The sequence below is a fragment of the Arthrobacter sp. BG3 genome, from assembly GCF_056680185.1.
The window spans coordinates 385,152-410,284 of the sequence record NZ_CM155270.1 but is presented as its reverse complement, the minus strand read 5'-3'; the positions used below and the strand labels follow the sequence as shown (position 1 = coordinate 410,284).

Annotated in this window: 22 protein-coding genes; 11 read left to right on the top strand and 11 right to left on the bottom strand. The window is 66.8% G+C overall.

Annotation, left to right across the window (positions count from 1 at the left end; all coding sequences use genetic code 11):
- The first annotated feature begins 36 nt into the window (after positions 1-36).
- Positions 37-3,642, top strand: coding sequence for a S41 family peptidase (locus tag AC1MFL_RS01860; RefSeq protein WP_479813003.1), 3,606 nt, complete (start codon positions 37-39; stop codon positions 3,640-3,642).
- A 101-nt stretch (positions 3,643-3,743) separates the two neighbouring features.
- Here the strand turns inward: AC1MFL_RS01860 and AC1MFL_RS01855 are convergent, their stop codons facing one another.
- From AC1MFL_RS01855 to AC1MFL_RS01835, 5 genes are all read right to left on the bottom strand, one after another.
- Entirely contained in the window at positions 3,744-4,172 is a 429-nt protein-coding gene (locus AC1MFL_RS01855; RefSeq protein ID WP_463875738.1) for an OsmC family protein, read from the bottom strand.
- 208 nt (positions 4,173-4,380) lie between these two features.
- Positions 4,381-4,731: a hypothetical protein gene (locus AC1MFL_RS01850; protein ID WP_160666429.1), complete on the bottom strand. Its 351-nt coding sequence runs from the start codon at positions 4,729-4,731 to the stop codon at positions 4,381-4,383.
- Positions 4,732-4,830: 99 nt separating this feature from the next.
- Positions 4,831-6,621, bottom strand: a complete 1,791-nt coding sequence (gene sucB / locus AC1MFL_RS01845) for a 2-oxoglutarate dehydrogenase, E2 component, dihydrolipoamide succinyltransferase (protein WP_479813001.1) — start codon at positions 6,619-6,621, stop codon at positions 4,831-4,833.
- Positions 6,622-6,747: 126 nt separating this feature from the next.
- The gene (lpdA, locus tag AC1MFL_RS01840) at positions 6,748-8,133 is read right to left on the bottom strand and encodes a dihydrolipoyl dehydrogenase (protein WP_479812999.1); all 1,386 of its coding nucleotides are present in this window, start codon (positions 8,131-8,133) and stop codon (positions 6,748-6,750) included.
- A 251-nt stretch (positions 8,134-8,384) separates the two neighbouring features.
- Entirely contained in the window at positions 8,385-9,911 is a 1,527-nt protein-coding gene (locus tag AC1MFL_RS01835; protein WP_479812997.1) for a leucyl aminopeptidase, read from the bottom strand.
- A gap of 291 nt (positions 9,912-10,202) precedes the next feature.
- On the opposite strand from AC1MFL_RS01835, the gene AC1MFL_RS01830 reads away from it, so the two are divergent.
- The 4 genes from AC1MFL_RS01830 (at position 10,203) to AC1MFL_RS01815 (ending at position 15,594) form a co-directional block, all read left to right on the top strand.
- The gene (locus AC1MFL_RS01830; RefSeq protein ID WP_479812995.1) at positions 10,203-11,141 is read left to right on the top strand and encodes a proteasome assembly chaperone family protein; all 939 of its coding nucleotides are present in this window, start codon (positions 10,203-10,205) and stop codon (positions 11,139-11,141) included.
- A 34-nt stretch (positions 11,142-11,175) separates the two neighbouring features.
- Positions 11,176-12,507, top strand: a complete 1,332-nt coding sequence (locus tag AC1MFL_RS01825) for an MFS transporter (protein ID WP_479812993.1) — start codon at positions 11,176-11,178, stop codon at positions 12,505-12,507.
- A gap of 111 nt (positions 12,508-12,618) precedes the next feature.
- Positions 12,619-13,911 (top strand): DUF4192 family protein, encoded by a 1,293-nt coding sequence (locus tag AC1MFL_RS01820; protein ID WP_479812991.1) that lies wholly within the window; start codon positions 12,619-12,621, stop codon positions 13,909-13,911.
- A gap of 345 nt (positions 13,912-14,256) precedes the next feature.
- The gene (locus AC1MFL_RS01815) at positions 14,257-15,594 is read left to right on the top strand and encodes an RNA polymerase sigma factor (protein ID WP_226759874.1); all 1,338 of its coding nucleotides are present in this window, start codon (positions 14,257-14,259) and stop codon (positions 15,592-15,594) included.
- Positions 15,595-15,838: 244 nt separating this feature from the next.
- Here AC1MFL_RS01815 and AC1MFL_RS01810 read toward each other — a convergent pair whose 3' ends face one another.
- Entirely contained in the window at positions 15,839-16,060 is a 222-nt protein-coding gene (locus AC1MFL_RS01810) for a DUF7455 domain-containing protein (protein WP_226759873.1), read from the bottom strand.
- Between the two features lie 231 nt (positions 16,061-16,291).
- On the opposite strand from AC1MFL_RS01810, the gene AC1MFL_RS01805 reads away from it, so the two are divergent.
- The 4 genes from AC1MFL_RS01805 to AC1MFL_RS01790 all read left to right on the top strand — a co-directional run bounded on the left by AC1MFL_RS01805 (position 16,292) and on the right by AC1MFL_RS01790 (position 19,851).
- Positions 16,292-18,400, top strand: a complete 2,109-nt coding sequence (locus tag AC1MFL_RS01805; protein WP_479812989.1) for a DNA gyrase/topoisomerase IV subunit B — start codon at positions 16,292-16,294, stop codon at positions 18,398-18,400.
- 175 nt (positions 18,401-18,575) lie between these two features.
- Complete coding sequence (locus tag AC1MFL_RS01800; RefSeq protein ID WP_479812987.1) at positions 18,576-18,950, top strand: hypothetical protein; 375 nt, start codon at positions 18,576-18,578, stop codon at positions 18,948-18,950.
- Positions 18,932-19,330: a PA domain-containing protein gene (locus AC1MFL_RS01795; RefSeq protein WP_479812985.1), complete on the top strand. Its 399-nt coding sequence runs from the start codon at positions 18,932-18,934 to the stop codon at positions 19,328-19,330. Before AC1MFL_RS01800 ends, AC1MFL_RS01795 begins: the two co-directional genes overlap by 19 nt.
- Positions 19,331-19,380: 50 nt before the next feature.
- Positions 19,381-19,851, top strand: a complete 471-nt coding sequence (locus AC1MFL_RS01790) for a M28 family peptidase (protein ID WP_479812983.1) — start codon at positions 19,381-19,383, stop codon at positions 19,849-19,851.
- Positions 19,852-19,991: 140 nt separating this feature from the next.
- On the opposite strand, the gene AC1MFL_RS01785 is transcribed toward AC1MFL_RS01790, so the two are convergent.
- The 4 genes from AC1MFL_RS01785 to AC1MFL_RS01770 all read right to left on the bottom strand — a co-directional run bounded on the left by AC1MFL_RS01785 (position 19,992) and on the right by AC1MFL_RS01770 (position 23,086).
- A complete protein-coding gene (locus tag AC1MFL_RS01785) occupies positions 19,992-20,981 on the bottom strand; it encodes a M56 family metallopeptidase (protein WP_479812981.1) in 990 nt (329 codons plus the stop codon).
- 6 nt (positions 20,982-20,987) lie between these two features.
- Positions 20,988-21,374: a BlaI/MecI/CopY family transcriptional regulator gene (locus tag AC1MFL_RS01780; RefSeq protein ID WP_479812979.1), complete on the bottom strand. Its 387-nt coding sequence runs from the start codon at positions 21,372-21,374 to the stop codon at positions 20,988-20,990.
- 290 nt (positions 21,375-21,664) lie between these two features.
- The gene (locus AC1MFL_RS01775; RefSeq protein ID WP_479812977.1) at positions 21,665-22,378 is read right to left on the bottom strand and encodes a GAF and ANTAR domain-containing protein; all 714 of its coding nucleotides are present in this window, start codon (positions 22,376-22,378) and stop codon (positions 21,665-21,667) included.
- A gap of 27 nt (positions 22,379-22,405) precedes the next feature.
- Positions 22,406-23,086: a GAF and ANTAR domain-containing protein gene (locus tag AC1MFL_RS01770; protein WP_479812975.1), complete on the bottom strand. Its 681-nt coding sequence runs from the start codon at positions 23,084-23,086 to the stop codon at positions 22,406-22,408.
- A gap of 350 nt (positions 23,087-23,436) precedes the next feature.
- Between AC1MFL_RS01770 and AC1MFL_RS01765 the strand changes: the two genes are divergently transcribed.
- Both AC1MFL_RS01765 and AC1MFL_RS01760 read left to right on the top strand, forming a co-directional pair.
- On the top strand, positions 23,437-24,045 hold the full coding sequence (locus AC1MFL_RS01765) for a hypothetical protein (RefSeq protein ID WP_479812973.1): 609 nt from the start codon (positions 23,437-23,439) through the stop codon (positions 24,043-24,045).
- Positions 24,042-24,431, top strand: a complete 390-nt coding sequence (locus AC1MFL_RS01760) for a DUF6221 family protein (protein ID WP_479812971.1) — start codon at positions 24,042-24,044, stop codon at positions 24,429-24,431. Before AC1MFL_RS01765 ends, AC1MFL_RS01760 begins: the two co-directional genes overlap by 4 nt.
- Here AC1MFL_RS01760 and AC1MFL_RS01755 read toward each other — a convergent pair.
- On the bottom strand, positions 24,418-25,080 hold the full coding sequence (locus AC1MFL_RS01755; RefSeq protein ID WP_479812969.1) for a maleylpyruvate isomerase family mycothiol-dependent enzyme: 663 nt from the start codon (positions 25,078-25,080) through the stop codon (positions 24,418-24,420). The two genes, AC1MFL_RS01760 and AC1MFL_RS01755, sit on opposite strands and share 14 nt — an antisense overlap.
- Positions 25,081-25,133 lie beyond the last annotated feature (53 nt).

Genomic DNA, 25,133 nt, shown 5'->3' with positions numbered 1-25,133 from the left:
CCCGGGCGGGCCGGCGTCCTTGACTATGATCTAACGATGACCTCTTCGAGTTACTTCCGTTTCCCGCATCTGCACGGTGATGTGGTCACTTTCGTGGCCGAGAACGACGTGTGGATCGCGCCCCTGGGCGGGGGCCGCGCCTGGCGCGTGTCCTCGCTTCAGCTGCCTGCCCGCAACCCGCGCTTCACGCCGGACGGCAAGCGGCTGGTGTGGACGGTGGTCCAAGGAACGGCCCCGGAAGTTGTCACCGCGGACGTCGACGGCGGCGGCTACCGCCAGCTGAGCTACTTCGGCCACGCCACCACCAAGGTCAAGGGCTTCACCCCCGACGGCGACGTGCTGGTCACGAGCGCCTTCCGCCAGGCTGACAGCCGCCATACCCATGCCTACAGCCTGCCCGTCACGGGCGGCTGGGCCACCGAACTCCCGCTGGGCCCGGTGGAATCGGTCGCCTTTGGGCCGGTCGTCGGCGACGAACGCCCCGTGGTCCTTGCGAGCGTGCTCTCCCGCGAGCCGGCATGGTGGAAGCGCTACCGCGGCGGCGCCGCCGGCAAGCTTTGGATCGACGCCGACGGAAACGGCGAATTCGAACGCCTCGCCGCCGCGCTGGACGGCAACCTGACCGACCCGATGTGGATCGACGGCCGGATCGCCTTCCTCTCCGACCACGAGGGGTTCGGCAACCTCTACTCCGTGCTGCCCAACGGCTCGGATCTGCGCCGCCACACGGACCACGAGGACTTTTACGTCCGGCACGCCGCGACCGACGGCCAGCGCATCATTTTCGAATCGGCCGGTGAGCTGTGGCTCCTGCCGAACCTCGGCTCGGACGCCGTCAAACTCGAGATTTCGCTGGGGTCCGCGTCCCAGGCCCGCCGCGCCGCGCCGCTGAAGCCGTCCAAGCACCTGGGCGACGTGGTTCCGGACCGCACCGGCGGTTCCAGCGCGGTGGAAGCCCACGGCACGCTGCACTGGCTGCGGCACAAGGACGGACCCTCGCGGGTCCTGGAGGCCACCCCGGGTGTCCGCGCCCGCCTGCCCCGCCCCTTCGGCGAGGGGCGGATCGCCTACGTGGCCGACCGTGACGGCGTCGAAGCCCTGTATCTGAAATCGATCGCCGCACCCCTGGACTTCGGAACCCCGGACTCCGGAACCACCCCAGCCGGGCACCAGCCGGGCGGAAGCCCGTCCGAGGGGCAGGCGGCCGACCCTGCGGCGCAGAAAGCCGCGACGCCGCAGGAGGGTTCCGACGCCGGCACACCCCTGCCCAGCCCCGTCTCGGCGGCGGCGCTCACCCGGCCGGACGCCATCACTGCGGTCCCGGCACCCGCGGTCCCGGCACCGGCCGCCACAACGGCCCGCCAGACTGCGGGAACTGCGGACGCCGCGGACGCCGCCGACACCGCCGGCCCGGCGGAAGCACCCGCCCCGGCGCCGCTGGGACGGTCCCCTCAGCTCACCCGGATCGAATTCCCGAAGCCGACCCGGGCCAGCGCCATCGAGGCCAGCCCGGACGGCCACTGGCTCGCTGTGGGCACCGCCTTCGGGGACATCTACCTGGCCGACACCCGCACGGGCGCCCTGTCGCTCGTGAGCAGCATCGGCGAAGGCAGCATCGAAGGCTTCAGCTGGTCCCCGGACTCGGCCTGGCTGGGCTGGTCCGAGCCGGTCACCTCCTTCGGCTCCCGCAGCCGGCTGCGCCTCACCAACGTCGACGACGACGCCGGCGCCGCAGCGGACGGGACGCGCACCATCATCGACGTCACCGACGGACGCTTCCGCGACGAATCGCCGTCGTTCACCCCCGACGGCAAGTACCTCGCGTTCCTCTCCAACCGCAGCTTCGACCCGGTCTACGACGGACACTCCTTCGACCTGTCCTTCCCGAGCCCGATCAAGCCCTACCTCGTGGCCCTCGCCGCGGACACGCCCTCGCCCTTCGGCCCGAGCGTGGACCTGCAGGAATCCCCCGAGGCCGCGAAGCCGGCGGACAACGCCGACGCGGACCAGGTTCCTGCGGTCCGGGTCGACGCCGTCGGACTGGCCCACCGGGTCATCAGCGTGCCGGTGCCGCAGGGCAACTACTCCGACCTGACCGCGACCGCCGGAGCCCTGCTCTGGCTCGACAGCGAACTCTTCGGCGTCACCGGCGAGGGCCGCGCCAACCTCGAGGACAAGAATGCGGCACCGTGCCTGGTCCGTTTCGACCTGGCCCGGCGCAAGGCCACCACCATCGTGGACGCCCTGGACAGCTACCGGCTCTCCGGCGACGGCGAGAAGGTTGTGGTCCTGCAGGACAAGCAGATCCGGGTCTCGCCCGCCAACGCCAAGGCTGACGAGGAGGCCGGCCAGCTCGTCAAGGTCGACCTCAGCCGCATCCGCGTGCAGCTCGATCCGCTCAGCGTCTGGGGGCAGGCCTTCGATGAAGCGTGGCGGCTCCAGCGCGACTTCTTCTGGACCGAAGACATGGCCGGGCAGGACTGGGACTCGGTGCACGCGCGCTACCGTCCGATCGTGGACCGGCTCGGCTCGCACGACGACCTCGTGGACCTGCTGTGGGAGCTCCACGGCGAACTCGGCACCTCACATGCCTACGTCCGTCCTTTTGCTGTCACCGAGAACGGCAGCAACGGCCAGGGCCGCCTCGGCGTGGATCTCGCCTTCACCGGCGAGGGCTGGGAGATCACCCGGATCCTCGCGGGGGAATCCTCCGACCCGCTCGCCACCTCGCCGCTGACCCGCCCGGGCGCTGACGCCAAACCGGGAGACTTGTTGCTGGCGATCGACGGCGTCGAACTCACCGAAGCGCGCACCCCGGCCATGCAGCTGGTGGGCGCCGCGGGACGCGCCGTCGAGCTCACCCTCCGCAACGGCGCCGGGCACGGAAACCAGGCCGGCAAGCAGCGCCGCGTCGCCGTGGTCCCGGTCCGGGACGAGGAGCGGCTGCGGTACCAGGAATGGGTCGCCGCCAACCGCCGGACGGTCCGGCAGGCCTCGCAGGGAAACTTCGGCTACCTGCATATCCCCGACATGATGGCGCACGGCTGGGCCCAGCTGCACCGCGACCTCGACACCGAAACGGCCCTCGACGGACTGATCGTCGACGTCCGCCGCAACCGCGGTGGACACACCTCCCAGCTCGTCGCGGAACTCATCGGCCGCAAGGTCACCGGCTGGAGCATGCCGCGCGGGGAGCGGCCGCGGACCTACCCGCACCATGCGCCGCGCGGTCCGGTCATCATCCTGACCGACGAATTCGCCGGCTCCGACGGCGACATCATCACCCAGGTCTCCAAGCTGCGGGGGATCGGCCCGGTCATCGGCACCCGGACCTGGGGCGGCGTGGTTGGCATTGACAACCGCTTTGCCCTCGCGGACGGCACCGGCGTTACCCAGCCGCGCTACGCCACCTGGTTCTCCGGCGGGGTCGGATGGGGTGTCGAGAACTTCGGCGTCGCACCGGACATCGAAGTCACCTTTCCGCCGCACGCCTACGCCGCGGGCACCGACCCGCAGCTGGAATACGGCATCGGTGCGCTCAAGGAAATGATCCAGGAGCTGCCCACGGACCGTCCGCCGCTGCGCGAGGGCTACCGACTCGTGCGGCCCGCCCCGCTGCCGGCCCGCCGGCCCGGCGTCTAGGCCCCAGCACCCGCCGGCGCGCCCCGCCCAAATCAAAGGCCCCCGTTCCCTGCAGGGAACGGGGGCCTTCGCCTTCGGCGCGTCAGGAGCCGCGTCAGGAGCTAGGAGGCCAGGGTGGCGTCCAGCGTGATCTTGATGCCGGCGAGTGCGGCCGAAACGGGGCAGCCCACCTTGGCCTCCTCGGCGATACGCTGGAATTCGTCTTCCGTGATTCCCGGAATCCGCGCGCTGACGGTCAGGTGGCTGTCCGTGATGCCGGTGCCGGGCACAAAGGTGACATCAGCCTTCGTGTTCACTTCCTCGGGCGTGTGGCCGGCCTGGGCGACGGCGAGGCTGAAGGCCATCGAGAAGCAGGCCGAATGGGCGGCGGCGATGAGCTCTTCGGGGCTGGTCTTGCCCTCGGAAGCCTCAGCGCGCGCCTTCCAGGTCACATCGAAGTTGCCCAGCCCGGAGCTGTCCAGGGTGGTGTTGCCGGCGCCCGTCATCAGGTCGCCATTCCAAACAGTGTGTGCGGTGCGTGTTGCTGCCATGTCCACTCCTCAAGTTCGTTGAAATCCACAGACCCGGCGATCCGCCGGATCATGCCGTTTCCCATCCTAGGGATTTAGCGCTGCCGCCGCACGGGTGTCCGCTGTCAGTGGATTGTGACCATCCTTTGGACGACGACGGCGACGCTCCCCATGCGGGGTGCGTCGCCGTCGTCGGACTACGGGACTAGCGGACTAATGGACTAGTGGACTACTGCCAGAGGGTGGCGACTGCGATGTTGATAAGTCCCATCCCGCCGACGGCGTGTGCCAGGCCCTTGGGGACGCCCGCGCCGGACGTCGCCTTGCGGTACCCGATGACAGCGGCGACCAGCACAACGATGGCGATCACCAGTTTGACGGCGATCTTGCCGTAGTTCAGCGGATCGTGGGTGGCGCCCGCGATCCCTACGAGTGCCAGCCCGGTGACCAGCTGCGCAATGGCGCCGTACAGCTGCACCGGCAGGACCGTGGGCTTCTTGAAGGTGGCGAACCAGCCACCGACGATCGCGGCTGCGCCGAGGATGTGCAGGAAGACCAGAAGATATTTGAGAATGTCCATGGCTTCAGCTTAGCGACAAACTGTCGGTAAACACCGCAGGGCACCCTCCCTTGCGGGAAGGTGCCCTGCAGTTGCCTGAGGTCAGGCGGGGTACAGCTCCTAGAGCCCCAGGTCGGCCTCGAAGGCGCCTTCCTCAAGGCGTGCCTTCAGCGTCTGCAGGAAGCGTCCCGCGTCGGCGCCGTCGACCAGCCGGTGATCGTACGTCAGGGAGAGGTACATCATCGAACGGATGGCCAGCGAGTCATCGCCGTTCCCGTCGGAAACCACGACGGCCCGCTTGACGATCGCGCCGGTGCCGAGGATGGCCACCTGCGGCTGGTTGATGATCGGGGTGTCGAACAGCGCGCCCACGGAACCGATGTTGGTGATGCTGAAGGTTCCGCCGGAGAGCTCGTCCGGTCCGATCTTGCCGTTGCGGGTGCGGTCCGCGACGTCGGCGATCTTGCCGGCCAGACCGGCAAGGTTCAGGTTGCCGGCGTCGGCAATAACCGGAACCAGCAGGCCCTTGTCCGTGTCCACCGCAATCGCCAGGTGCTCGGCGTTGTGGTAGGTGATCTCCTGCTTGTCCTCGTCGTAGGAGGCGTTGACCTTCGGGTGCTGCTTCAGGGCTTCGGCAACAGCCTTGGCGATGAAGGGCAGGAAGGTCAGCTTGGAGCCGTTCTGGGCCTGGAAGGAGTTCTTGGCCTTGGCTCGCAGCTTCACGACCTTGGTCATGTCGACCTCGTGCACCTGCGTCAGCTGGGTGGAGATGTCCAGCGACTCGCGCATGCGGCGGGCAATGACCTGGCGGATCCGCGGGGCCTTCTGCACGGTGCCGCGCAGCGAGGACTGGTCAGCGGAGGGGCGCGCGGCCGGAGCAGCAGCCGGTGCTGCGGACGGTGCGGCTGCCGCGGGAGCCGGGGCTGCCTTGGCTTCCGCTGCTGCCAGCACGTCCTGCTTGCGGATGCGGCCACCGACGCCGGTGCCGGTCAGGGAGCTGATGTCCACGCCCTGCTGGTTGGCAAGCTTGCGGACCAGCGGGGTGACGTAGCCGGACTCTGCAGCCGAAACGGCCGGGCCAGCTTCCTTGGCGGGGGCGGCCGGAGCTGCGGCAGCGGCCGGGGCAGCTTCCTTGGCGGGAGCGGCCGGGGCCGGGGCGGGGGCAGCGGGTGCCTCCTGCCTGGGAGCTTCAACCGGAGCAGCTTCCTTGGGGGCTTCCTGCTTCGGTGCTGCTGCTTCCTTCGGAGCCTCAGCGGCGGGAGCCGCAGCGGGGGCAGCGGCACCGGAACCGATCACGGCGAGGACAGAGCCGACCTCGGCCGTTTCATCCTCGGCGACGCGGATTTCCTGCAGGACGCCGGCGACCGGGGACGGGATCTCGGTATCGACCTTGTCGGTGGAAACCTCGAGCAGCGGCTCGTCGACCTCGACGGTGTCGCCGATGCTCTTGAGCCAGCGGGTGACGGTGCCTTCGGTGACGCTCTCGCCCAGGGCCGGGAGCGTTACCTCGTGGCCTTCGCCGGCGGGAGCGGCAGCTTCGGCAGCCGGCGCCGCGGCGGCGGGAACCTCAGCGGCGGGGGCCGGTGCTTCGGCGGCCGACGGCGATTCGGCGGCCGGTGCTTCCTCGGCCGGTGCCTCGGCGGCGGGGGCTTCGGCTGAGCCAGCGGAACCGGAGCCGTCGCCGATGCGCACGAGGGGCGCGCCAACTTCGGCAGTCTCGTCTTCGGCGACGAGGATTTCCTCGATCACGCCGGCGATCGGAGAGGGGATCTCGGTGTCTACTTTGTCGGTGGAAACCTCGAGCAGCGGCTCGTCCACCTCTACCCGGTCACCTACCTGCTTGAGCCAGCGGGTGACGGTTCCTTCGGTGACACTCTCACCGAGGGCGGGCAAGTTAACGGATTCAGACATGTCGTCCCCGTTCTCCTTATTGATCTTTAGTGCGGATGATTGCTGCCTTGGTCGAGCTTAGTGCACCCGGCATTTGTGGCCGGGTGCACTAAGCACGGAGATCTTGCGGTGGTGCGGGCGGAACTGTTAGCCGTGAAGGGCCTTGCCGGCCAGAGCCAGGTGGGCCTCGCCCAGGGACTCGTTCTGGGTCGGGTGCGCGTGGACCAGCTGGGCCACGTCTTCCGGGTAGGCTTCCCAGTTCACGATCAGCTGGGCTTCGCCGATCTGCTCGCCCATGCGGGCGCCGATCATGTGCACGCCGACGACGGGGCCGTCCTTCTGGCGGACCAGCTTGACCAGGCCGGACGTGCCCAGGATGGAGCTCTTGCCGTTGCCGGCGAGGTTGTATTCCTGGGTCTGGATCTGGTCGTCACCGAACTTGGCCTTGGCGGCCTTTTCCGTGTAGCCCACCGTGGCGATTTCGGGCTCGGAGTAGGTGACCTTGGGGATGTTGACGTCCTCGACGACGACGGGCTTCAGGCCGGCGATTTCCTCGGCGACGAAGATGCCCTGCTGGTAGCCGCGGTGCGCGAGCTGGACGCCGGGGACGATGTCGCCCACGGCGTAGACGTTGCCGACGCCGGTGTGCAGGCGCTCGTTGGTGATGACGAAGCCGCGGTCGATGGTCACGCCGGCCTCTTCGTAACCGAGGTTTGCCGTGACCGGGCCACGGCCGACGGCCACGAGCATGAGGTCGGCTTCGAAGGTCTTGCCGTCCACCAGGGTGACCTTGACGCCGTCGGCGTTCTGCTCAACGCCCTGGAAGAAGGTGCCGGTGGAGAACTTGATGCCGCGCTTCTTGAAGGCGCGCTCGAAGGCCTTGACGATCGTCGCGTCCTCGTTCGGGACCAGCGACGGCAGGCCCTCGATGATGGTGACGTCGACGCCGAAGGACTTCCAGACTGAGGCGAATTCGACGCCGATGACGCCGCCGCCCAGGATGATCGCGCTCTTGGGGATGAAATCCATGGTGAGGGCTTCGTCGGAGGTGATGACCTTGCCGCCGATTTCCAGGCCCGGCAGCGAGCGGGAGTACGAGCCGGTCGCGAGGACAATGTTCTTGCCCTTGTACGCGGTGCCGTTCACAACGACGGTGTCGGTGCCCTGGAGCTTGCCTTCACCCTCGATGACGGTGATGCCCTTTTTGCCCTTGATAAGTCCCTGCAGGCCCTTGAACTTGCCCGCGATGATGCCGTCCTTGTAGGCGTTGACGGCGGTGATGTCGATGCTGTCCAGGGTGACGTTGACGCCGTACTTCGCAGAGTCGCGGGCGTGGTCGGCCAGTTCTGCCGAGTGCAGCAGCGCCTTGGTGGGGATACAGCCGTTGTGCAGGCAGGTGCCGCCCAGCTTGCCCTTTTCGATCAGGCCGACGGTGAGGCCGAGCTGAACGGCACGCAGGGCAGTTGCGTAGCCGCCGCTGCCGCCGCCGAGTACCAGGATGTCGAATTCTTGCGCAGTTGCCTGATCGGCCACTAAAACGCTCCCTCGCGTGAACGATGACGCGAGAGTACGCATCATCTGGTCTTGGAACTTCCCTGCCGTGATCATGCCAGCAGGATTATTCCCTTTCATTTGTGACTACCGGAGTTCACCTTAGCGAACCACTAATACATGCTCCACCTTGCCGTGGCGTTTGTGGAGCGCTTGTGTCCAGTGTCACGCGGCCTTGTGTCCGGGGTATCAGCCCCGGCCGCAAGGCCGCGCAGACGTCTGGGCGGCGAGGCCTAGGCGGTTTTGGCCAGGATGTCCTCGACGTAGGCCACGAGGGTGCGCACGGTGCATCCGGTGCCCTGTTTGTGGTTGTAGCCGTAGGGGCTGCCGTTGTTGAAGGACGGGCCGGCGATGTCGATGTGTGCCCAGGGGATCTGTTCGCCGTCTTTGCCCTTGCCGACGAATTCGCGCAGGAAGACGGCCGCCGTCATCATGCCGCCGTGGCGTTCGCCGATGTTGGCGAGGTCCGCGACCTGCGAGTCGAGGCTGGGGCGCAGCTCTTCGGGAAGCGGCATCGGCCAGACGAGCTCACCGGCGCGGTCCGCGGCGGCCTTGATCGGGCCGGTGACCGAATCTGAGCCCATGAGACCGGCGGTGCGGTCGCCCAGGGCGACCAGCTGCGCGCCGGTGAGGGTGGCGACGTCGATGATGGCGTCCGGGAAATCCTGGCTTGCGGCGACGATCCCGTCCGCCATGACCAGGCGGCCCTCGGCGTCGGTGTTGAGGACCTCGACGGTTTTGCCGCCGAACATGGTCAGCACGTCCGCCGGGCGCTGGGCAGCGCCGGAGGGCATGTTCTCGGCAATGCAGAGCCAGGCCGTCGCCTTGACGGGCAGGCCGAGGCCGGCGATGGCCAGCACACTGTTGAGGACGACGGCGGCGCCCGCCATATCCGACTTCATGTCGCCCATGCCCAGGTGCGGCTTGAGCGAGATGCCACCGGTGTCGAAGGTGATGCCCTTGCCCACGAGGGCGATTTTGGCGGTGGCCCTGGCGGGGGAGTATTCAACCTTGACCAGGCGCGGCTGGCGGGTGGAGCCCTTGCCGACGCCGAGGATGCCGCCGAAGCCTTCCTTTTCCAGTCGCTTCTCGTCCCACACGGTCACCTTGACCGGCAGGCCCTTGGACAGTTCCTTGGCCGCGTCGGCGAAGGATTCTGGGAACAGGTGGCTCGGCGGCTGGTTGACCAGGGAACGGGTGGCGTTGACTGCCCTGCCGATCAGTGCGGCACGGTCCAGCACCGGCTTCAGGGCCTTGTCCGAGGCAAAGTCCGTGACAATCACGACGTTTTTCACCGGATCCTTCAGTCCCTCCTTGGAGGAGCGGTACTCGGTGAAGGAGTAGGCGCCCATTGCGGCGCCCTCGGCGACGGCGGCTACCTCGCCCAGGGACGACGTCGGGAGGGCCAGGGCGACCGTGGTGACGCCGGCGAGCTGGCGGACGGCTGAGCCGGCGGCGCGGCGGAGTGCTTCTTCGGTAAGCGGCTGCGATCCGGAAACCTTGCCGACCCCGGCGAGCACCAGGACCTTCGTGCCGGCTTCGGTCAGGCCCGGGAGGCGGTGGGCCTGGTCGGCTGCCCCGGTGATGCCAAGAACAGTCAGTGATTCCGCCAGGGCTTCGGCGGCCTTGGCCGTCAGGGGGTTGCTGAGCAGGACGGGTCCGTCCGTGCCCTGCCCCACGCCGATGACGAGGGCATCGCTGGGGGACCGCTTGAGATCCCCGGCGACTGCACTAAGTTTGACTTCAGTATTCTTGACCACGAGGGCAGTCCTCAATTCTCTGAGTTTTTGCGGCAGGAACTGCATGTTCGGCGCCCTGCCATGGAACCTGGGCCACTGCCGGTTTGAGACGTAACCCAGGTGTCTTCAAGCCGTCATAAGGCCAGTTCCGATCGTAGTCTCTCCCCGGCGCGGGTGTTCAATTGAATGAGAGCTGGGGCACACCCCGGTCAGGAATGCTCCCGCACTCCCTGGCGTTGTACCCGGTAGCAGGGGCGGAGCCCCGCACGGCCTCCGGCCGCTCCCAAATGACTACGACGAAAGGAACATGCCGTGATTGAACGGATTTCCGGCTCCTTGCTGGACCCCGAATCGCTCTACCTGCGTGATGACGCGCTGTTCCACAGCCCCGAAATGCGCGGACTGAACCTCGTCATGGGATTCACCGGATTCGCTGATGCAGGGCACGTCGTCCGGCAGATCACCGGCGAAATGCTGGAGACGCTGGACTTGGAGATGGTGGCCGAGTTCGACGCCGACCAGCTGATCGACTACCGGTCGCGCCGCCCGCAGATCAGCTTCGTCGAAGACCATCTGCAGGACTATCAGGCGCCGCGCCTCGCGCTATACCGGCTGGTCGACGGGCTCGGGAGCCCGTTCCTGCTGCTGGCCGGGTTCGAACCGGACCTGCAATGGGAGCGGTTCGCCCGCGCCGTCATTGGCATCGTGGAGGAGTTGGACGTCAACCTCGTCACCTGGATCCATTCCATCCCCATGCCGGTACCGCACACCCGGCCTGTCGGGGTGACGGTCCACGGCAACCGCCCGGACCTGATCGAGGGCATTTCGGTGTGGAAGCCCACCGTCGAGGTTCCCGCCGCCGTCGGCCACATCCTCGAACTGCGGCTGACGGAAGCCGGGCGCAACGTTGCCGGCTACGTGATGCATGTGCCGCACTACCTGGCCGAAGCCGAATACCCGACCGCCGCCGTCGCCGGACTCGAATACCTGGGCGCAGCCACCTCGCTCATGCTGCCCACCGACCGGCTCCGCGAAGCGGGTCGTGAAGTCGGACGCCAGATTGCCGAGCAGATCGAGGCATCGGAGGAAGTGCAGCAGGTGGTTTCACGGCTCGAAACCCGGTACGACGAGAACGCCGAAGGCACTGTGCGCCGTTCCCTGCTCGCCGACGAGAACGACCAGCTTCCCAATGCGGACGCGCTCGGTGCCGCCGTGGAGGCCTATCTGGCGAGTAAAGAACCCGGGGAATAAATACTATTTTTCCATCCGCGGGCATAATGGGGGAGTGACTTCACCCCGCGCCTGGCTGATCTGGATTATTGGGATCTTTGCGTACCTCGTGGCGGTCAGCCAGCGCACGTCGTTCGGCGTGGTGGGACTTGAGGCTACCGAACGCTTCCACGCCAGCGCGGCCGAAATTTCCTTCTTTACCGTGCTGCAGCTCCTCGTCTATGCCGCCCTGCAGATCCCGGTCGGCATCCTCGTGGACCGCTTCGGCTCCCGGGCGATGATCGCCGGCGGCGCACTGCTGATGGGGCTGGGTCAGCTTCAGCTGGCGTTCACCGAGAACATTCCCGGCGGCGTCCTGGGCCGCGTGCTGGTGGGCGCCGGGGATGCGATGACGTTCATCTCCGTGATCCGGCTCATTCCGATCTGGTTCGCCCCCGCCCGCGTCCCGCTGCTGACCCAGCTGACCGGAATGTCCGGCCAGCTCGGCCAGCTCATCAGCGTGGTGCCGTTCGCGATGATCCTGCACCTGGCCGGCTGGACCCCCGCCTTCCTGACGCTGGCGGCCATGTCGGCCCTTGCCGTCGTTCTTGTGCTGGTCCTGCTGCAAGACCGTCCGCCCGGGCATCCCGCGCCGGAATCCTCCCAGGGGTTGCGTGCCACCGGTGTCACGCTCGCCCAGGCATGGCGGCAGCCCGGAACCCGGCTCGGACTGTGGAGCCACTTCACCGTCCAGTTCAGCGGCACCGTGTTCGCCATGACCTGGGGCTACCCCTTCCTGATCTCCGCCCAGGGCCTGGACACCGCCGTCGTTTCGGGGCTGATGACGTTGTACGTGGCCGCGGCCATCGCTGCCGGGCCGCTGATGGGCAGCTTCGTCGCGCGGCATCCGCTGCGCCGGTCCACCATGGTGCTGCTGATCTCCGCGGCCACTGCCGCGGCGTGGGCGGCGGTGCTGCTGATTCCGGGCCGTTCCCCGCTGTGGCTGCTGGCCGGGCTTGTGGTGGTGCTCGCCATCGGCGGCCCCGGTTCCATGATCGGTTTCGACTTCGCCCGCACGTTCAACCCGGCCCACCGGATCGGGACCGCCACCGGAATCGTGAACGTCGGCGGCTTCATCGCCTCGCTCATCGCCATCTATCTGATCGGCCTGGTCCTGGACGTCCTGCACGCCACCGGATTCTCCCAGGGCGAGCTCTACGGGCTCGATCCGTTCCGCATCGCCCTGAGCGTGCAGTTCCTGCTGCTGGCAGGCGGATCGGGCGCGATCATTTTCATCCGGCGGAAGGTGCGGCGCCAGATGGCAGCCCAGGGCGTGGTGGTGCCTCCGCTGCTGACGGCCCTCGCCGAGCAGCGCAGGCTCAGTGCGGAGCGGCGCCGCACGCCCTGACCGCCCCTCCCGGGTTGTCCGGAATAGGACGGGTTGTCCACATAGCACGGGTTGTCCACATAGGACGCGCGGAAACTAACGCCGGCCCGCGGGGACCGCGAAGCTGGCTCTATGACAGTTCCCGATCATCTGAGAATCACCGGCCCGGAGGACATCCTCGGGTTCATCCCCCATTCCCTGGGCTACTGGCCGGCCCACAGCCTCGTTGCCATGACCCTGCAGGGCAAACGGCTCGGCGCAACGCTCCGGGTGGATCTCCCGTGCGAGGGCGGCAGCCCGGGCAGTTGCGGTTCCGCCGGACTGGCTGCCTTCGCCCGTTCCGTGTCGTCCTACCTGGAAGCCGACGAGGACGCCGACGGCTCGCTGCTGGCCCTGTTCACCGAAACCGACGGGGACGGCAGACCCTGGGCGGAACTCCTGACCGTGCTTGAAAATGCGCTGGCCGACGCAGGCATGCCGGTGCGGGACGCCTGGCTCGTCGGGGCGGAATACTGGCGCAACGCCTATTGCCTCGATCCGTCGTGCTGCGAACCGCCGGGCCGGCCGGTTGAAGAAATCAGGAACAGCCGGCTGAACGCCGAGATGGTGTTCCGCGGCAGCACTGTCGGCGCGGCCCCCGGAACATCCCTTCGCATGCCGCCGGGGGCAGCGGATCCCGCCGTGCTGGCGGCCCAGCGGGACTGGGAGCAGCTGTTCTCTGCTTGCGCGCGGGACAGGTCCCAGTTCGGGCAGGTCCTGGAGGTCTGGTCGCGGGTGTTGGACGCCCCGGCGCCGGGCCAGAAGCTGGCGTCGGACCTCACGGGCTACCTGCGCGCGTCCCTCTGCGTCCCACCCTGGCGCGACGCCGTCCTCGTGATGGCGGCTGCCGGGCAGGCGGCAGCGGAGCGTGGCGCCGAGGACTTCGGTGTGTTCGGCGGCGGCCGAATGGACTCCGGACGCGGCCGTTCCCTGGCCGAATCCGCGCCGTTGGCGTCGCCGCTGGCTCCCTTGCCGCCGCTGGAGGGCTTTCCGGCCCGGACCCCGCGCCACCACGGGCGGCGCGGCAGCAGCGGGGGATCCGCCAACGAACCAGCGCCGGAGCTGCCCGGCTATGGCGAGGTCCTGCTGGGGCTGGCGCCCCCGCTGCCGGACTGGACGTCTATGGCTCGGCTGGAAAGGGTCCTGGAGCAGGTGGGCGCCGCCGGCGGCGAAGCGGGAGCCGCCGCACTGACCGGGCAGGGCTGGATCGAATGGTGCCGCGGCAAGGGATCCTTCGCGGACGCACTGTTCAGCCGCGCGGATGAGGAGCACCCGGGCTACCGCCTGGCGGAACTGCTGGGCGAACTGGTCCGCCGCGGGACACTCTGCGGCTGGGCGCGGAGGAGGGAGACGGCCTGGCAAAGGTTCGAGCCGGACGTGGCCTGATGCCGGCCTGGTCCCGGGCTGGCCCCGGGCTGATCCCGGCCTGAGGTGGCGCCGCAGGTCAGCGAAGCCGGCCCGCGGCGCCGGTGGCAGGATATTGCGCCCCCGCGTCCCGGTTCGGCGCCGATCCGGAAAATCGTGAGACAATGGTTGCTGAGACCCGGTTGGGTCCGTGTATTAAGTGCTCATAGTGGACCTTGGAAACAGGGAACATTACGGTCGCCCCAGGAGTTCTACTTAGTGGCTCTGCTGGTCGTGATTGCACCTGATGTGAAACACGGACTTGACAGGGTCATAGTGGTGTTGCCCGTATGGTGATTCCACAGACCGCTGCTAGAAAGGTTTTCTGTGACCCCGTCTTCCGCGAAGAAGGAACCCGCCGACCAGGCCGTCTTGTCCCCCGAGGAGAAGAAGGCGGCGACGAGCGCCAAGCGCGCTGCCACGCGTGCAGCCAACAAGGCTGTCAAAGACGCAGCCTTGGCCGAAGGTGGCGACACCGCCCTGGCGGCCGCCAAGCCCGAACCCAAAAAGCGCGGGCCCAAGCCCGGCGCCAAAGCCGCTGCGCAGGCCGCCGGCAAAGCCGCAAACGGTGACGACGACACCGATGAGGACGTCGAGGTTGACTTGGACGATGTCGTCGTCGAGGCCGTAGAGATCGGTGAAGACGGCGAGGAGATCCCCGGCAAGGCCGCAGCAGCCACCACCGGATCAGGCTTCGTCTACTCCGACGCCGACGACGACGACGCCCCGGTCCAGCAGGTTATGTCCGCCGGCGCCACCGCTGACCCCGTCAAGGACTACCTGAAGCAGATCGGCAAGGTCGCCCTGCTGAACGCCGAGCAGGAAGTCGACCTCGCGCTGCGCATCGAGGCAGGTCTTTTTGCCGAGGAAAAGATCAACGCCGACGACGGAACGATGGATCCCAAGCTCAAGCGCGAGCTCGAATTCGTCATCCACGACGGCAAGCGTGCCAAGAACCACCTGCTGGAAGCCAACCTGCGCCTCGTCGTCTCCCTGGCCAAGCGCTACACGGGCCGGGGCATGCTCTTCCTGGACCTCATCCAGGAAGGAAACCTGGGCCTGATCCGTGCGGTCGAGAAGTTCGACTACACCAAGGGCTTCAAGTTCTCCACCTACGCCACTTGGTGGATCCGCCAGGCCATTACCCGGGCCATGGCCGACCAGGCCCGCACCATCCGCATCCCGGTGCACATGGTGGAAGTCATCAACAAGCTGGCCCGCGTGCAGCGCCAGATGCTGCAGGACCTCGGCCGCGAACCCACCCCGGAAGAGCTGGCCCTCGAGCTGGACATGACGCCCGAAAAGGTCGTCGAGGTCCAGAAGTACGGCCGCGAACCGATCTCCCTGCACACCCCGCTGGGCGAGGACGGCGACTCCGAATTCGGTGACCTCATCGAGGACTCCGAGGCCGTCGTCCCGGCCGACGCGGTCAGCTTCACCCTGCTGCAGGAACAGCTGCACTCGGTGCTGGACACCCTCTCAGAACGTGAGGCCGGTGTCGTCGCCATGCGATTCGGCCTGACTGACGGACAGCCGAAGACTTTAGACGAAATCGGCAAGGTCTACGGCGTCACGCGTGAGCGGATCCGCCAGATCGAATCCAAGACCATGTCCAAGCTGCGGCACCCGTCGCGGTCCCAGGTCCTGCGGGACTACCTGGACTAGGCAGCGAACCAAACTACGCGGGGTCACTTCCCGCCCATCATCCTCGAAGGAATGGGCCGGAAGTGACCCCGCGTTGGTCGTTAACGGGGCGGCTCCGCGGTGGTCGTTAACGGGGCGGCTCCGCGGTGGTCGTTAACGGGGCGGCTCCGCGGTGGCCGTTCGAGCGGACCGGCCGGGTTAACGTTGAAAGGGCCCCTCCGCAGCGGGAGGGGCCCTTTCCTAAGTGGTCTCGTTCTTGAACGGTCTAGTCGACGGGAACCGGCGGCTTTTCGTTAAGACGACCAGTCTCGTCGTGCCAGTCAGAGCTGAGCGGCCTGAGCGTCGGTTCCACGGCGCGTGCGTGGTGGCCGCAGAAAAGAAGCTCACCCCCGGAGGCGCCGAGAACAACCCGGACATATGCCTGTGCTCCGCAACGATCGCACCGGTCGACGGTGCTAAGTGTGCGGTCCGCAACTGCTGTTGTCATGTTCGGCCTCCTTGGTAGATCGGTATACCTATATAACCAGCATTCGCAGCGAAACCATGGCTCGGATTGCCCACTTTCGCTGTACGCGTATCACGTCTCGGTAACGGCTTCCTGCGCAGGTGGCGGCCGGGGAGTGGCAGCACGCCGGACCGCGGCACTCCGACTACCCTAGGAAGAGCGCCAAATGCTTGCCCGTCCCCTGGCAGCCGTCCCTGAAGGAGTTTCCGCCCCGTGGCACCAAGTTCTGATTACACCGCCCGGCACCTCTCCGTGCTGGAGGGCCTCGAAGCCGTCCGTAAGCGCCCGGGCATGTATATCGGTTCCACAGACTCCCGCGGCCTCATGCACTGCCTCTGGGAAATCATCGACAACTCGGTCGATGAGGCCCTCGCCGGCTTCGGCCACGACATCAAAATCATTCTGCACGCGGACAACTCGGTCGAAATCCACGACGACGGCCGCGGCGTCCCGGTGGACATCGAACCAAAAACCGGGCTCAGCGGCGTCGAGGTCGTCTTCACGAAACTGCACGCGGGCGGCAAATTCGGCGGCGGCTCGTACACGGCCTCGGGCGGCCTGCACGGCGTCGGCGCCTCCGTCGTAAACGCGCTGTCAGCCCGACTCGACGTCGACGTCGACCGCGGCGGCAAAACCTACAGGATGTGTTTCCGCCGGGGCGAGCCTGGTCGCTTCAAGGACACCGGCAGCAAGCCGGACCCGGCCTCGGTCTTCTCGCCCTTCGTCGACGGTTCCGTCCTGGACGTCGTGGGCAAGGCCAAGCGGGGCGTCACCGGCACCCGGATCCGCTACTGGGCGGACCGGCAGATCTTCACCCCGGATGCCAAGTTCTCCTACGACGAGCTCGCGGCCCGCGCCCGCCAGACCTCCTTCCTGGTCCCAGGGCTGAAGCTCACCGTCCGGGACGAGCGCCGGCTCCCCGGCACGCCAGGCGAAGCCGGCCCGCATGAGGAGGTCTTCCACCACGACGGCGGCCTCTCCGAGTTCGTCGAATACCTCGCCGCGGACCCCGCCGTCACGGACATCTGGCGGCTGCACGGCGCTGGCAAGTTCAAGGAAACGGTCCCGGTCATCGATGAGAAGGGCCACAGCCAGCTGACCGAGGTGGAACGGGACTGCGAGGTCGACGTTGCACTCCGCTGGGGCATCGGCTACGACAGCACGGTGCGCACCTTCGTCAACATCATCGCCACCCCAAAGGGCGGCACGCACCAGACCGGCTTCGAACAGGCGCTCCTCAAGACCTTCCGCAAAGCGGTCGAAACCAATGCCCGGAAACTCAAGGCGGGCAACGACAAGATCGAAAAGGATGACATCTTCGCGGGGCTCACCGCCGTCCTCACCGTGCGGCTGGCGGAACCGCAGTTCGAGGGACAGACCAAGGAAATCCTGGGCACCTCCGCCGTGCGGGCCATCGTGGCCAAAGTGGTGGAACAGGAGATCAACGCGAAGCTGACCTCCTCCCACCGCAACGACAAGGCCCAGTCGGCGCTGCTGCTGGAAAAGGTCGTCAGCGAGATGAAGTCGCGCATCTCCGCCCGGGTCCACAAGGAAACCCAGCGCCGGAAGAACGCCCTCGAGACGTCCTCCATGCCCACCAAGCTCGCGGACTGCCGCACCGACGACGTCGCCCGCTCAGAACTGTTCATCGTCGAAGGCGACTCCGCCCTCGGCACCGCCAAGCTGGCGCGCTCCTCCGACTTCCAGGCGCTGCTGCCCATCCGCGGCAAGATCCTCAACGTCCAGAAGGCCTCGGTGGGTGACATGCTCTCCAACGCCGAATGCGCGGCCCTCATCCAGGTGGTGGGAGCCGGCTCCGGCCGGAGCTTCGACATCAGCGCGGCCAGGTACGGCAAGGTCATCCTGATGACCGACGCCGACGTCGACGGTGCCCACATCCGCACCCTCCTGCTGACGCTGTTCTTCCGCTACATGCGGCCGATGATCGAGCAAGGCCGCGTCTTCGCCGCCGTCCCGCCGCTGCACCGGGTGGAGGTCATCAACGCCGGCCAGAAGGCCAACGAGATGATCTACACCTACTCCGAGGCGGAACTGCATGTCCTCCTGGATAGGCTTGCCAAGGAGGGCAAACGCTACAAGGAGCCGATCCAGCGCTATAAGGGCCTGGGCGAGATGGACGCGGAGCAGTTGGCCGAGACCACCATGGACCCCCGGCACCGCACCCTGCGCAAGGTCGGCATTGAAAACGCCAAACAGGCCGAGGAGACCTTTGATCTGCTGATGGGCTCCGACGTCGCGCCCCGCAAGGACTTCATCATCGCCGGAGCGGCGAGCCTGGACCGGGAACGCATCGACGCCTGACCTACCCCGCAGGGAGCCGGGTCAGGGAGTCTCGCTAGGGGAGCCTGGTCAGTGGAGTCTCGACAGGGAAGTCCCGCGCCCTGCATTGTCCTGGCCGCGGCCGGTTTACGCCAGTGGCCAACTGCCCTCTAACCGATTGCCTCGTTCCGATAGTGTCGTCTCACGGCCCCGGGCAATGACGCCCGGGGCCGGATTCCGCAGCATTGCAGCAACCGGCACCACCTCGGAGGCCCTGCGCTCCGCAGTGTCGGCCCAGAACATCACGGCACACCTTCAAGCCCTCCAGGACATCGCCAACAACAACGGTGGCAACCGGGCTCCCGGGACCTCAGGCTACGGGGCCTCCGCCTGGTACATCGAAGGCAAGCTCGCCGCCGCCGGCTACACTCCAGTCCGCCAGCCGTTCACCTACAAGCAGTACGCCACCCTCGGGGCCACCGAGGAGCGGGTATCGCCGGCGCCCGACAACTACGCCTACGGCAACGACTTCCTGGACAGGACTACTCCGGGGAAGGGGACGTCACGGCCCCTGTGGCGGCTGTCGACATGAACCTGGCCGGTGACCGCGCGTCGACCAGCGGCTGCGAAGCAGGCGACTTTGCCGGTTTCACGCCCGGAAACATCGCGTTGATCCAGCGCGGCACCTGCACCTTCCGGATCAAGGCCCACAACGCCGCCGCCGCAGGGGCAGCGGGGATCATCATCTTCAACCAGGGCAACGTCGTCCCGGGTGAAGACCGCCTCGGCCTGTTTGGCGGCACCCTCGGCGCACCCCAACCGGCCATCCCGGTTGTCAGCACGAGCTTCGACAACGGCGCCGAACTCGCGGCGCTGCAAAACGTGGCGGTACACCTCTCCGTCAGCGCCACCAAAAGGTTGCGCTTCGCCTTCCGGGGGAGGGGAAGAAACCGGACTGATCGGCTCCCATAACTACGTCTCCCGGCTGACGGCCCGCCAGATCAAGGAACACGCCGCCAACCTTGGTCGGCTCTCCGAACTTCGTCCGCCACGTCTACGACGGCGACGGCTCGGCTTTCGGTGAAAAGGGCCCGAACGGTTCCGCATTGGTGGAGAGGGTCTTCCTGGATTACTTCAAGTCCCAGAACCTTCCGGTGGCGGCGACGGCATTCGACGGGCGGTCCGATTACTTCGGTTTCATCAACGACGGCATCCCGGCCGGAGGATTGTTCACAGGTGCGGAAGATCTGAAGACCGCACAGGAGGCTGCAGTCTTCGGCGGCACGGCCGGCCTGGCGCACGATGCCTGCTACCACCAGGCCTGCGGCACCATCGCCAACGTGAACACGACCGTGCTGGAGCAAATGGCGGACGCGATCGCCCACTCCACGCTGACCTTCGCGATGACCACCTCGGCGGTCAACGGCACCACGAAGGGTAACCGAACCGGCAACGTGGACCTCGAATACAAGGGCAACAAGCTGCTCAAGTAGCCTCCGGGCCCCAGCAGGGCACCGGGTGCCGGGCCGTTCCGCCTGCGGGTGGGGTGGTCCGGCACGCTTATGCGGGTTGCCTTGGGCGGCCGCTGCCGCGGGTTCAGCCCAGTGGGCCGGTAGGACTCATTATTGGGGGCTCAGCCCAGCAGACCGGGGACAATCAGCAGTCCCGTCGGGACCGCCAGCAGCAGCACACAGGCCGCCAGCACGGCCGCGCGCAGGGATTCCGGGAGCGGAGGCTGCGGGGAGAGCAGGCGGCTGACGCGGGACGCCGTCGTCCGGGCCGAACCGGCGCCTCCGGTGGCTCCGGGCTGGCCGGGCTCGACGTCGGACAGGTCCGGTTCGCCGAAGGCCATCCGGGCGCCGTGGGCGCCGGGGGAGCCGCTGGCCACAATTGCGATGGCCTTGATCAGGGTGGCCCTGCTCTCGGTCTTCAGCGCGACGTCGTCGGCGAGCATTTCAATCAGCGAGCTGACCGCTTCCTGCGCCAGCCGGGTGGTGGGAAGCCACGGCAGCGCCTGCCGCCAGGCCGCAAAAGCCCAGAGCAGCAGATGGTGTCGCTGGTCCAAATGTGCGTTCTCGTGGTTGAGGACCGCGCGCAGTTCGGCGGGCTCCAGGGCCGCCATGAGGCCGTCGGAGAGGACAGTGACCGAGCGGGCGCCTCCGGGCAGGCAGTACGCAACGGGGGAGTCGACATTGATCACCATGGTCCGCGGGCCGTCAGCGGAGGGGGAGGCGAGCAGTGCCAGCAGTTCCCGGTGCCGCCGCCGCTGGCGCTGGATCTTGTAGTACGTCAGCAGCAGGGTAAACACGAGGTGGGCCGTCAGCAGGGCCGCGGCCGAGAGCGCAAAGATGTGCCAGAAGCCCAGCGCCGTGGTGGGCGCATTGCTGAAGACCATCCCGGCGAGGGCCCGCAGGCCCGCCAGCATGTTATCGCCGACCGGCTCCAGACCGTAGACCAGCATTGCGCCGATCATGGAGAGGCCGCCGGCGAGGGCGATTGCCTGCCAGAGCAGCATGGCCGTGAACGGCGATCGGGACGGCCACTGGGCACGGGAAAGCAGGATAGGCACCGGCCAGGCCAGAACTATCGCGAGGACCGCCAGAAACCATGAGGTCCAGAACATCGGGCGCTAGCTGAGTCCCAGCAGCTTGCGCAGCGTTTCTGCCTCGGTGTCGGTGACGGAACCAATAAAGCGGGCCAGCACTGCCTCGCGGTCCGGTGCGGATCCCAGGACCTCGTGCATCAGTTCAGCGGTGTGGTCTTCACGGCTGGAGACTGCCTGGTAGCGGTGCGGACGGGTGCCGCGTTCACGTTCGACAAGGCCCTTGCGTTCAAGGCGCGAGAGCACAGTCAGCACCGTCGTGACGGCCAGGTCCTTGCCCTCGTGTCCGGCGGTACCGTTTTCCGCTCGCGTGCTCTTTGCAAGCAAATCCCGCAGGGTGTTCGCCGTTGCAGCCTCATGGCCTGCCCAGAGCAGGTCCATCACTGCCCGTTCCAGTTCGCCGAGACTTGCCATTCCATACATCCTTCGTGACGACCGCTCCGGCCAATCGACTCGGCCGGGCGGTAGGTGAATACCTCTGCCTTAAAATTTACCGTGTTTTGCAGATAGTTTCTACATGAGGTAGAAGTGCCTGCCGCGTGTCGCCCGTTTGATCCCTGCATACCGGATTGGCCGCGGCTGAGAGGCCGGCCGCCTGTGCTGCGTACGGGCGCCCAGCTGTGGAGGAGGCGGGGATAAGGCCCAGCCCTGGCCATCCGGACGGAAGGTCTGAGGGCACCAGCGTTGAAAACCCGCTGGCTGGGCTAGACGGTGATTTTGCGGGTGATGATCTTGTCGGCTGTTTCGTAAATTGTCTGGTTGTGGGCGCGGGCATAGCCGCGCAGCAGCGCGAACGCCGCGTTCATGTTGACATTGGAGGTGTGGGCGATCACACCCTTGGCCTGTTCGATCAGAATGCGGCTGCTCAAGGCATGCTGCAGCTGTTCGTTGATCAGGGCGCTTTCCCTCGCGGCGCGTTCCTGCAGGAGCGTGATGGTTGCCACATCAGCGAAGGCCTGTGCAATTGCGGCGTCGTCGGCGGTAAGGGGACCGGCCTCGTGGCCAAAGAGATTCAAGGCACCGATGGTCCGGCTGCGCAGGCGCATGGGGACGGCGTGCAGGGACCGGAATCCCTGGGCTAGCGCAGAGGACCGGAACAGGGGCCACGGCGAGCCCTGGGCTTCGATGTCATCGATGGTTACCACAGCTCCGGTCCGATAGCAGTCCACGCACGGACCAGCGCCAGCCTCGAGCTGGAGGACTTCCACCAGCTGGCTTTCCTCGCTCGTTGAGGCCATTACTTGGAGGTCTCCGGCCGGATCGACGAGGACGAGTCCTGCGGCGGCGGCGTCGAGGATGCCGACTGACTCGTCCACCAGTGTGTGCAGGAGGTCGAAGACGTCGTAGTCCGCCACGAGTGTGTTGGCTATCTTGACGAAAGCGGCACTTACGCGTCCGGCGCGGCTTATCATCGCCATACCCGAATTCTACTGTATGCGCCCAACTCAGCCGCCCCCGGGGGTGAAATCGAGGCTTCTGCTGACCACGTCCCGGGCGACCTCCCGGACAGTACGTCCATGGGCGAATGCGTGCGCCCGCATCAGCAGAAGTGCGTCTCGTGCTGTCGTCCCGGCCTGTGCCAGGACCATCCCGGTTGCCTGGTGGACCTCGCGTCGTGACAGGGGAGAGCCGTCCGGCGGGGCGTCAGTGCCGTCTTCGGGGGCGAGGGTGAGGAGCTGGCGCAGCAGGCGCCAGGTTGCCGCGTCCGCCAGCTGCAGGGCTGTGGATTGCTCTGCCGGGCTAAGGGGGCCGGATTCAGAACTGTAAAGCTCCGCGACGCCGATGTCCAAGGCGCCGAGCGCGAGCGGGAAAACGAAAAGAGCTGCAACATCGAGCTCCAACAGTGACTTTGCGAAGACCGGCCAGGCGACATGCGGCCCCCTGCGCACATCCGGCAAAAGCACAGGATTGCGGGTTCGAAGGGCCTCCCAGCGCGGGCCTTCCCCCAGGTCGAACTGCAGCTCGTCGACCTTTGCCGCCACTGAGTCGCTGGCGCACACCATTGTCTCCGGTGCCAGACCGGAGAACACTGAGATCGCGGCGCCGGAGATCGGCAATGACTCGAGGAACCCGGCGCACAGGCCGGCATCAAGTCCCTCCGACATGAAGTCTGTGACATCATCCATGGCGGGCACCCGGACCGGTCGAACTGAAGACGTCGAAAATTGGCGCCGGGGGAGATGGCTGCCCTCCAATTGTCCGGTACGAAATGTTGGCCATGGGGTCCCGCCTCCTCGGCCTGGTCGGAGTGCCATCAATCACGATGGAACCCCCTGCTCGTCTGTTTCAGTTTATGCCTGCCCCAACTTGAGCCCCACGGCGCCACCAGTTCCCCTTTTCTGCCCTTGCTGTCACGCCGGCATTGAACCTATTCCAGGCGACCTACCGCCTTGAGCCAAGTTCAGATAAAATGGCCGTGTTGCCCTGGACCCCGGTAGCGCCATTATTCGGCGAACCATCCAAGAGGATTCCACTGATGCCAGGCAACCCCAACCTTAGACCCGCTTCCGTCCACCCGTTCCACCATTCCTTGGCCATCACTGACACTCCGCGTCCTGAGCGCTGGAAAGCCAACGAACAGCAGGTCAGCCAAGCGGATGACGGCAGTCCAGCAACATCGGCACAGGCACAGGCACAGGCACAGGCCGAGGACCAGACCCAGGCCCAGGCACAGGCCCAGACACGACAGCAGGTGCTGGCGGCCAAGCTTGCCGACTTCTTGTGGAGACGACAGGAGCCGGGTCTTGACCAGTTGCCGTCGTCCACCAGTGTTCGCGGTAGCATGCAGGATTCCGGAATATGGCGGGATCAGCTGTTGGCCGAGATCGAAGACCTCGCTGGGGCGCTGAGGGAGAAGGTGGCCCGGTACTCGGGGTTGCAGGCGGTCCAGTACTCCGCCCAGGCCGCGGAACCGGCCGACGAGAGTGCCATGGTGTGGATTCAGGACGCGCTTGAGGATATTGCCGCGACTGCCTTGGGCATTGAAATCGCGTCACGCGAACTGTTCCTCCGGGCAGCTTCGGCAGGGGAGCAGGATTCGAAAAGCGAAACAGCCAGGGAACAACCGGCGGGATCCACAGAATGACCAGCCCCGTCGAGGACGACTGGACCTATCTTGTGGAGTTTCTGGAGGCGCGCGTCGGGGAGCAGGAGTCAGCCATCCGGGTGGGAACATTCGCCTCGGGGACCGCCGACGGTCCCGGGCGCAACGACAAGGTCTCCTTAAGTCAGCTAATGCTGAACGAATGCGTCCAGAAGCGGGCCATCATTGCCAGCTGGAAGGAAGCTGCCGACGCCGAAGGGATCACCGGTCTCGGCGAAGCCGAGGGGACGGTAGCCATCGCCCGCAGGTCAATGCTGACCATTCTCGCGGGTTCCCATCGGGAGCATCCGGACTACGACCCGGCCTGGTCACGTGGTCTGCCAACTGAATTGACCGGAGCGACCGGGCCCAGGTTCAGGTTGCAGTAGCCCCGCCGGTTTCCGGCGGGGGCGGCAAGAGCCTTCGCCTGATTTGGGCGGCTCCGCTGCCGGTGAGTTCGTGCGCAGCTGCCGGCCTGCCGGCGAGGGTTGTGACCAGCGCTGATGCGCTTCCGATGACTTCGGCGCCGGTGCCGTACCTCCAGCCAGAGTCGTGGGCGGTGAAGGCGAGCCCCTCCAGCAAACCGGGCTTGAGCGCCCTCCTGGCCCGGGGGCTGGTCAGCTGTTCCAGGACCATGTTGGCAGTTTGCGGGTCAATGGTGTGATCGACGCCAAGGGGCCGATAGATGTCTTGGGCGTGGATGACCAGGTGGCTTAGTGGCGCCTCGGCGGGGGCGCCGGGAATGCGGAAACGGCCCTGCCCCGTGGCGCGGAGGGCTTCCACGATCTGTGCGTTGGGCCGGGTGTCTCCCCTCGCCCATCGGTCAGCCATCTTGTCGAATGCGAATCCGGCGGCGGCCATGTTGACGAGGAAACGCGGCACCGTCAGGTGGTAGGGCATGAGCAGGTGAACGACGACGTCCCGCACGCGCCATCCGGCGCACAGGCTGGCCGAGTTCCACCGCTCGTTATCCAATTTCTCCAGCACACCGAGCATCCGGGTCCGCTCGGCACCGATCAAAGCTTCGATCTCGTTCATGTCTTGCCCCTCTGGATCCGGCTGCTCTGCTTTGACTTCCAGGCCACTGAGCT

Coding starts and splice junctions, on each gene's coding strand:
- AC1MFL_RS01860 (WP_479813003.1), top strand. CDS start 37: ATGACCTCTTCGAGTTACTTCCGTTTCCCGCATCTGCACGGTGATGTG.
- AC1MFL_RS01855 (WP_463875738.1), bottom strand. CDS start 4,172: ATGGCAGCAACACGCACCGCACACACTGTTTGGAATGGCGACCTGATG.
- AC1MFL_RS01850 (WP_160666429.1), bottom strand. CDS start 4,731: ATGGACATTCTCAAATATCTTCTGGTCTTCCTGCACATCCTCGGCGCA.
- sucB (WP_479813001.1), bottom strand. CDS start 6,621: ATGTCTGAATCCGTTAACTTGCCCGCCCTCGGTGAGAGTGTCACCGAA.
- AC1MFL_RS01820 (WP_479812991.1), top strand. CDS start 12,619: ATGACAGTTCCCGATCATCTGAGAATCACCGGCCCGGAGGACATCCTC.
- AC1MFL_RS01810 (WP_226759873.1), bottom strand. CDS start 16,060: ATGACAACAGCAGTTGCGGACCGCACACTTAGCACCGTCGACCGGTGC.
- AC1MFL_RS01800 (WP_479812987.1), top strand. CDS start 18,576: ATGACGCCCGGGGCCGGATTCCGCAGCATTGCAGCAACCGGCACCACC.
- AC1MFL_RS01785 (WP_479812981.1), bottom strand. CDS start 20,981: ATGTTCTGGACCTCATGGTTTCTGGCGGTCCTCGCGATAGTTCTGGCC.
- AC1MFL_RS01780 (WP_479812979.1), bottom strand. CDS start 21,374: ATGGCAAGTCTCGGCGAACTGGAACGGGCAGTGATGGACCTGCTCTGG.
- AC1MFL_RS01775 (WP_479812977.1), bottom strand. CDS start 22,378: ATGGCGATGATAAGCCGCGCCGGACGCGTAAGTGCCGCTTTCGTCAAG.
- AC1MFL_RS01770 (WP_479812975.1), bottom strand. CDS start 23,086: ATGGATGATGTCACAGACTTCATGTCGGAGGGACTTGATGCCGGCCTG.
- AC1MFL_RS01765 (WP_479812973.1), top strand. CDS start 23,437: ATGCCAGGCAACCCCAACCTTAGACCCGCTTCCGTCCACCCGTTCCAC.
- AC1MFL_RS01760 (WP_479812971.1), top strand. CDS start 24,042: ATGACCAGCCCCGTCGAGGACGACTGGACCTATCTTGTGGAGTTTCTG.
- AC1MFL_RS01755 (WP_479812969.1), bottom strand. CDS start 25,080: ATGAACGAGATCGAAGCTTTGATCGGTGCCGAGCGGACCCGGATGCTC.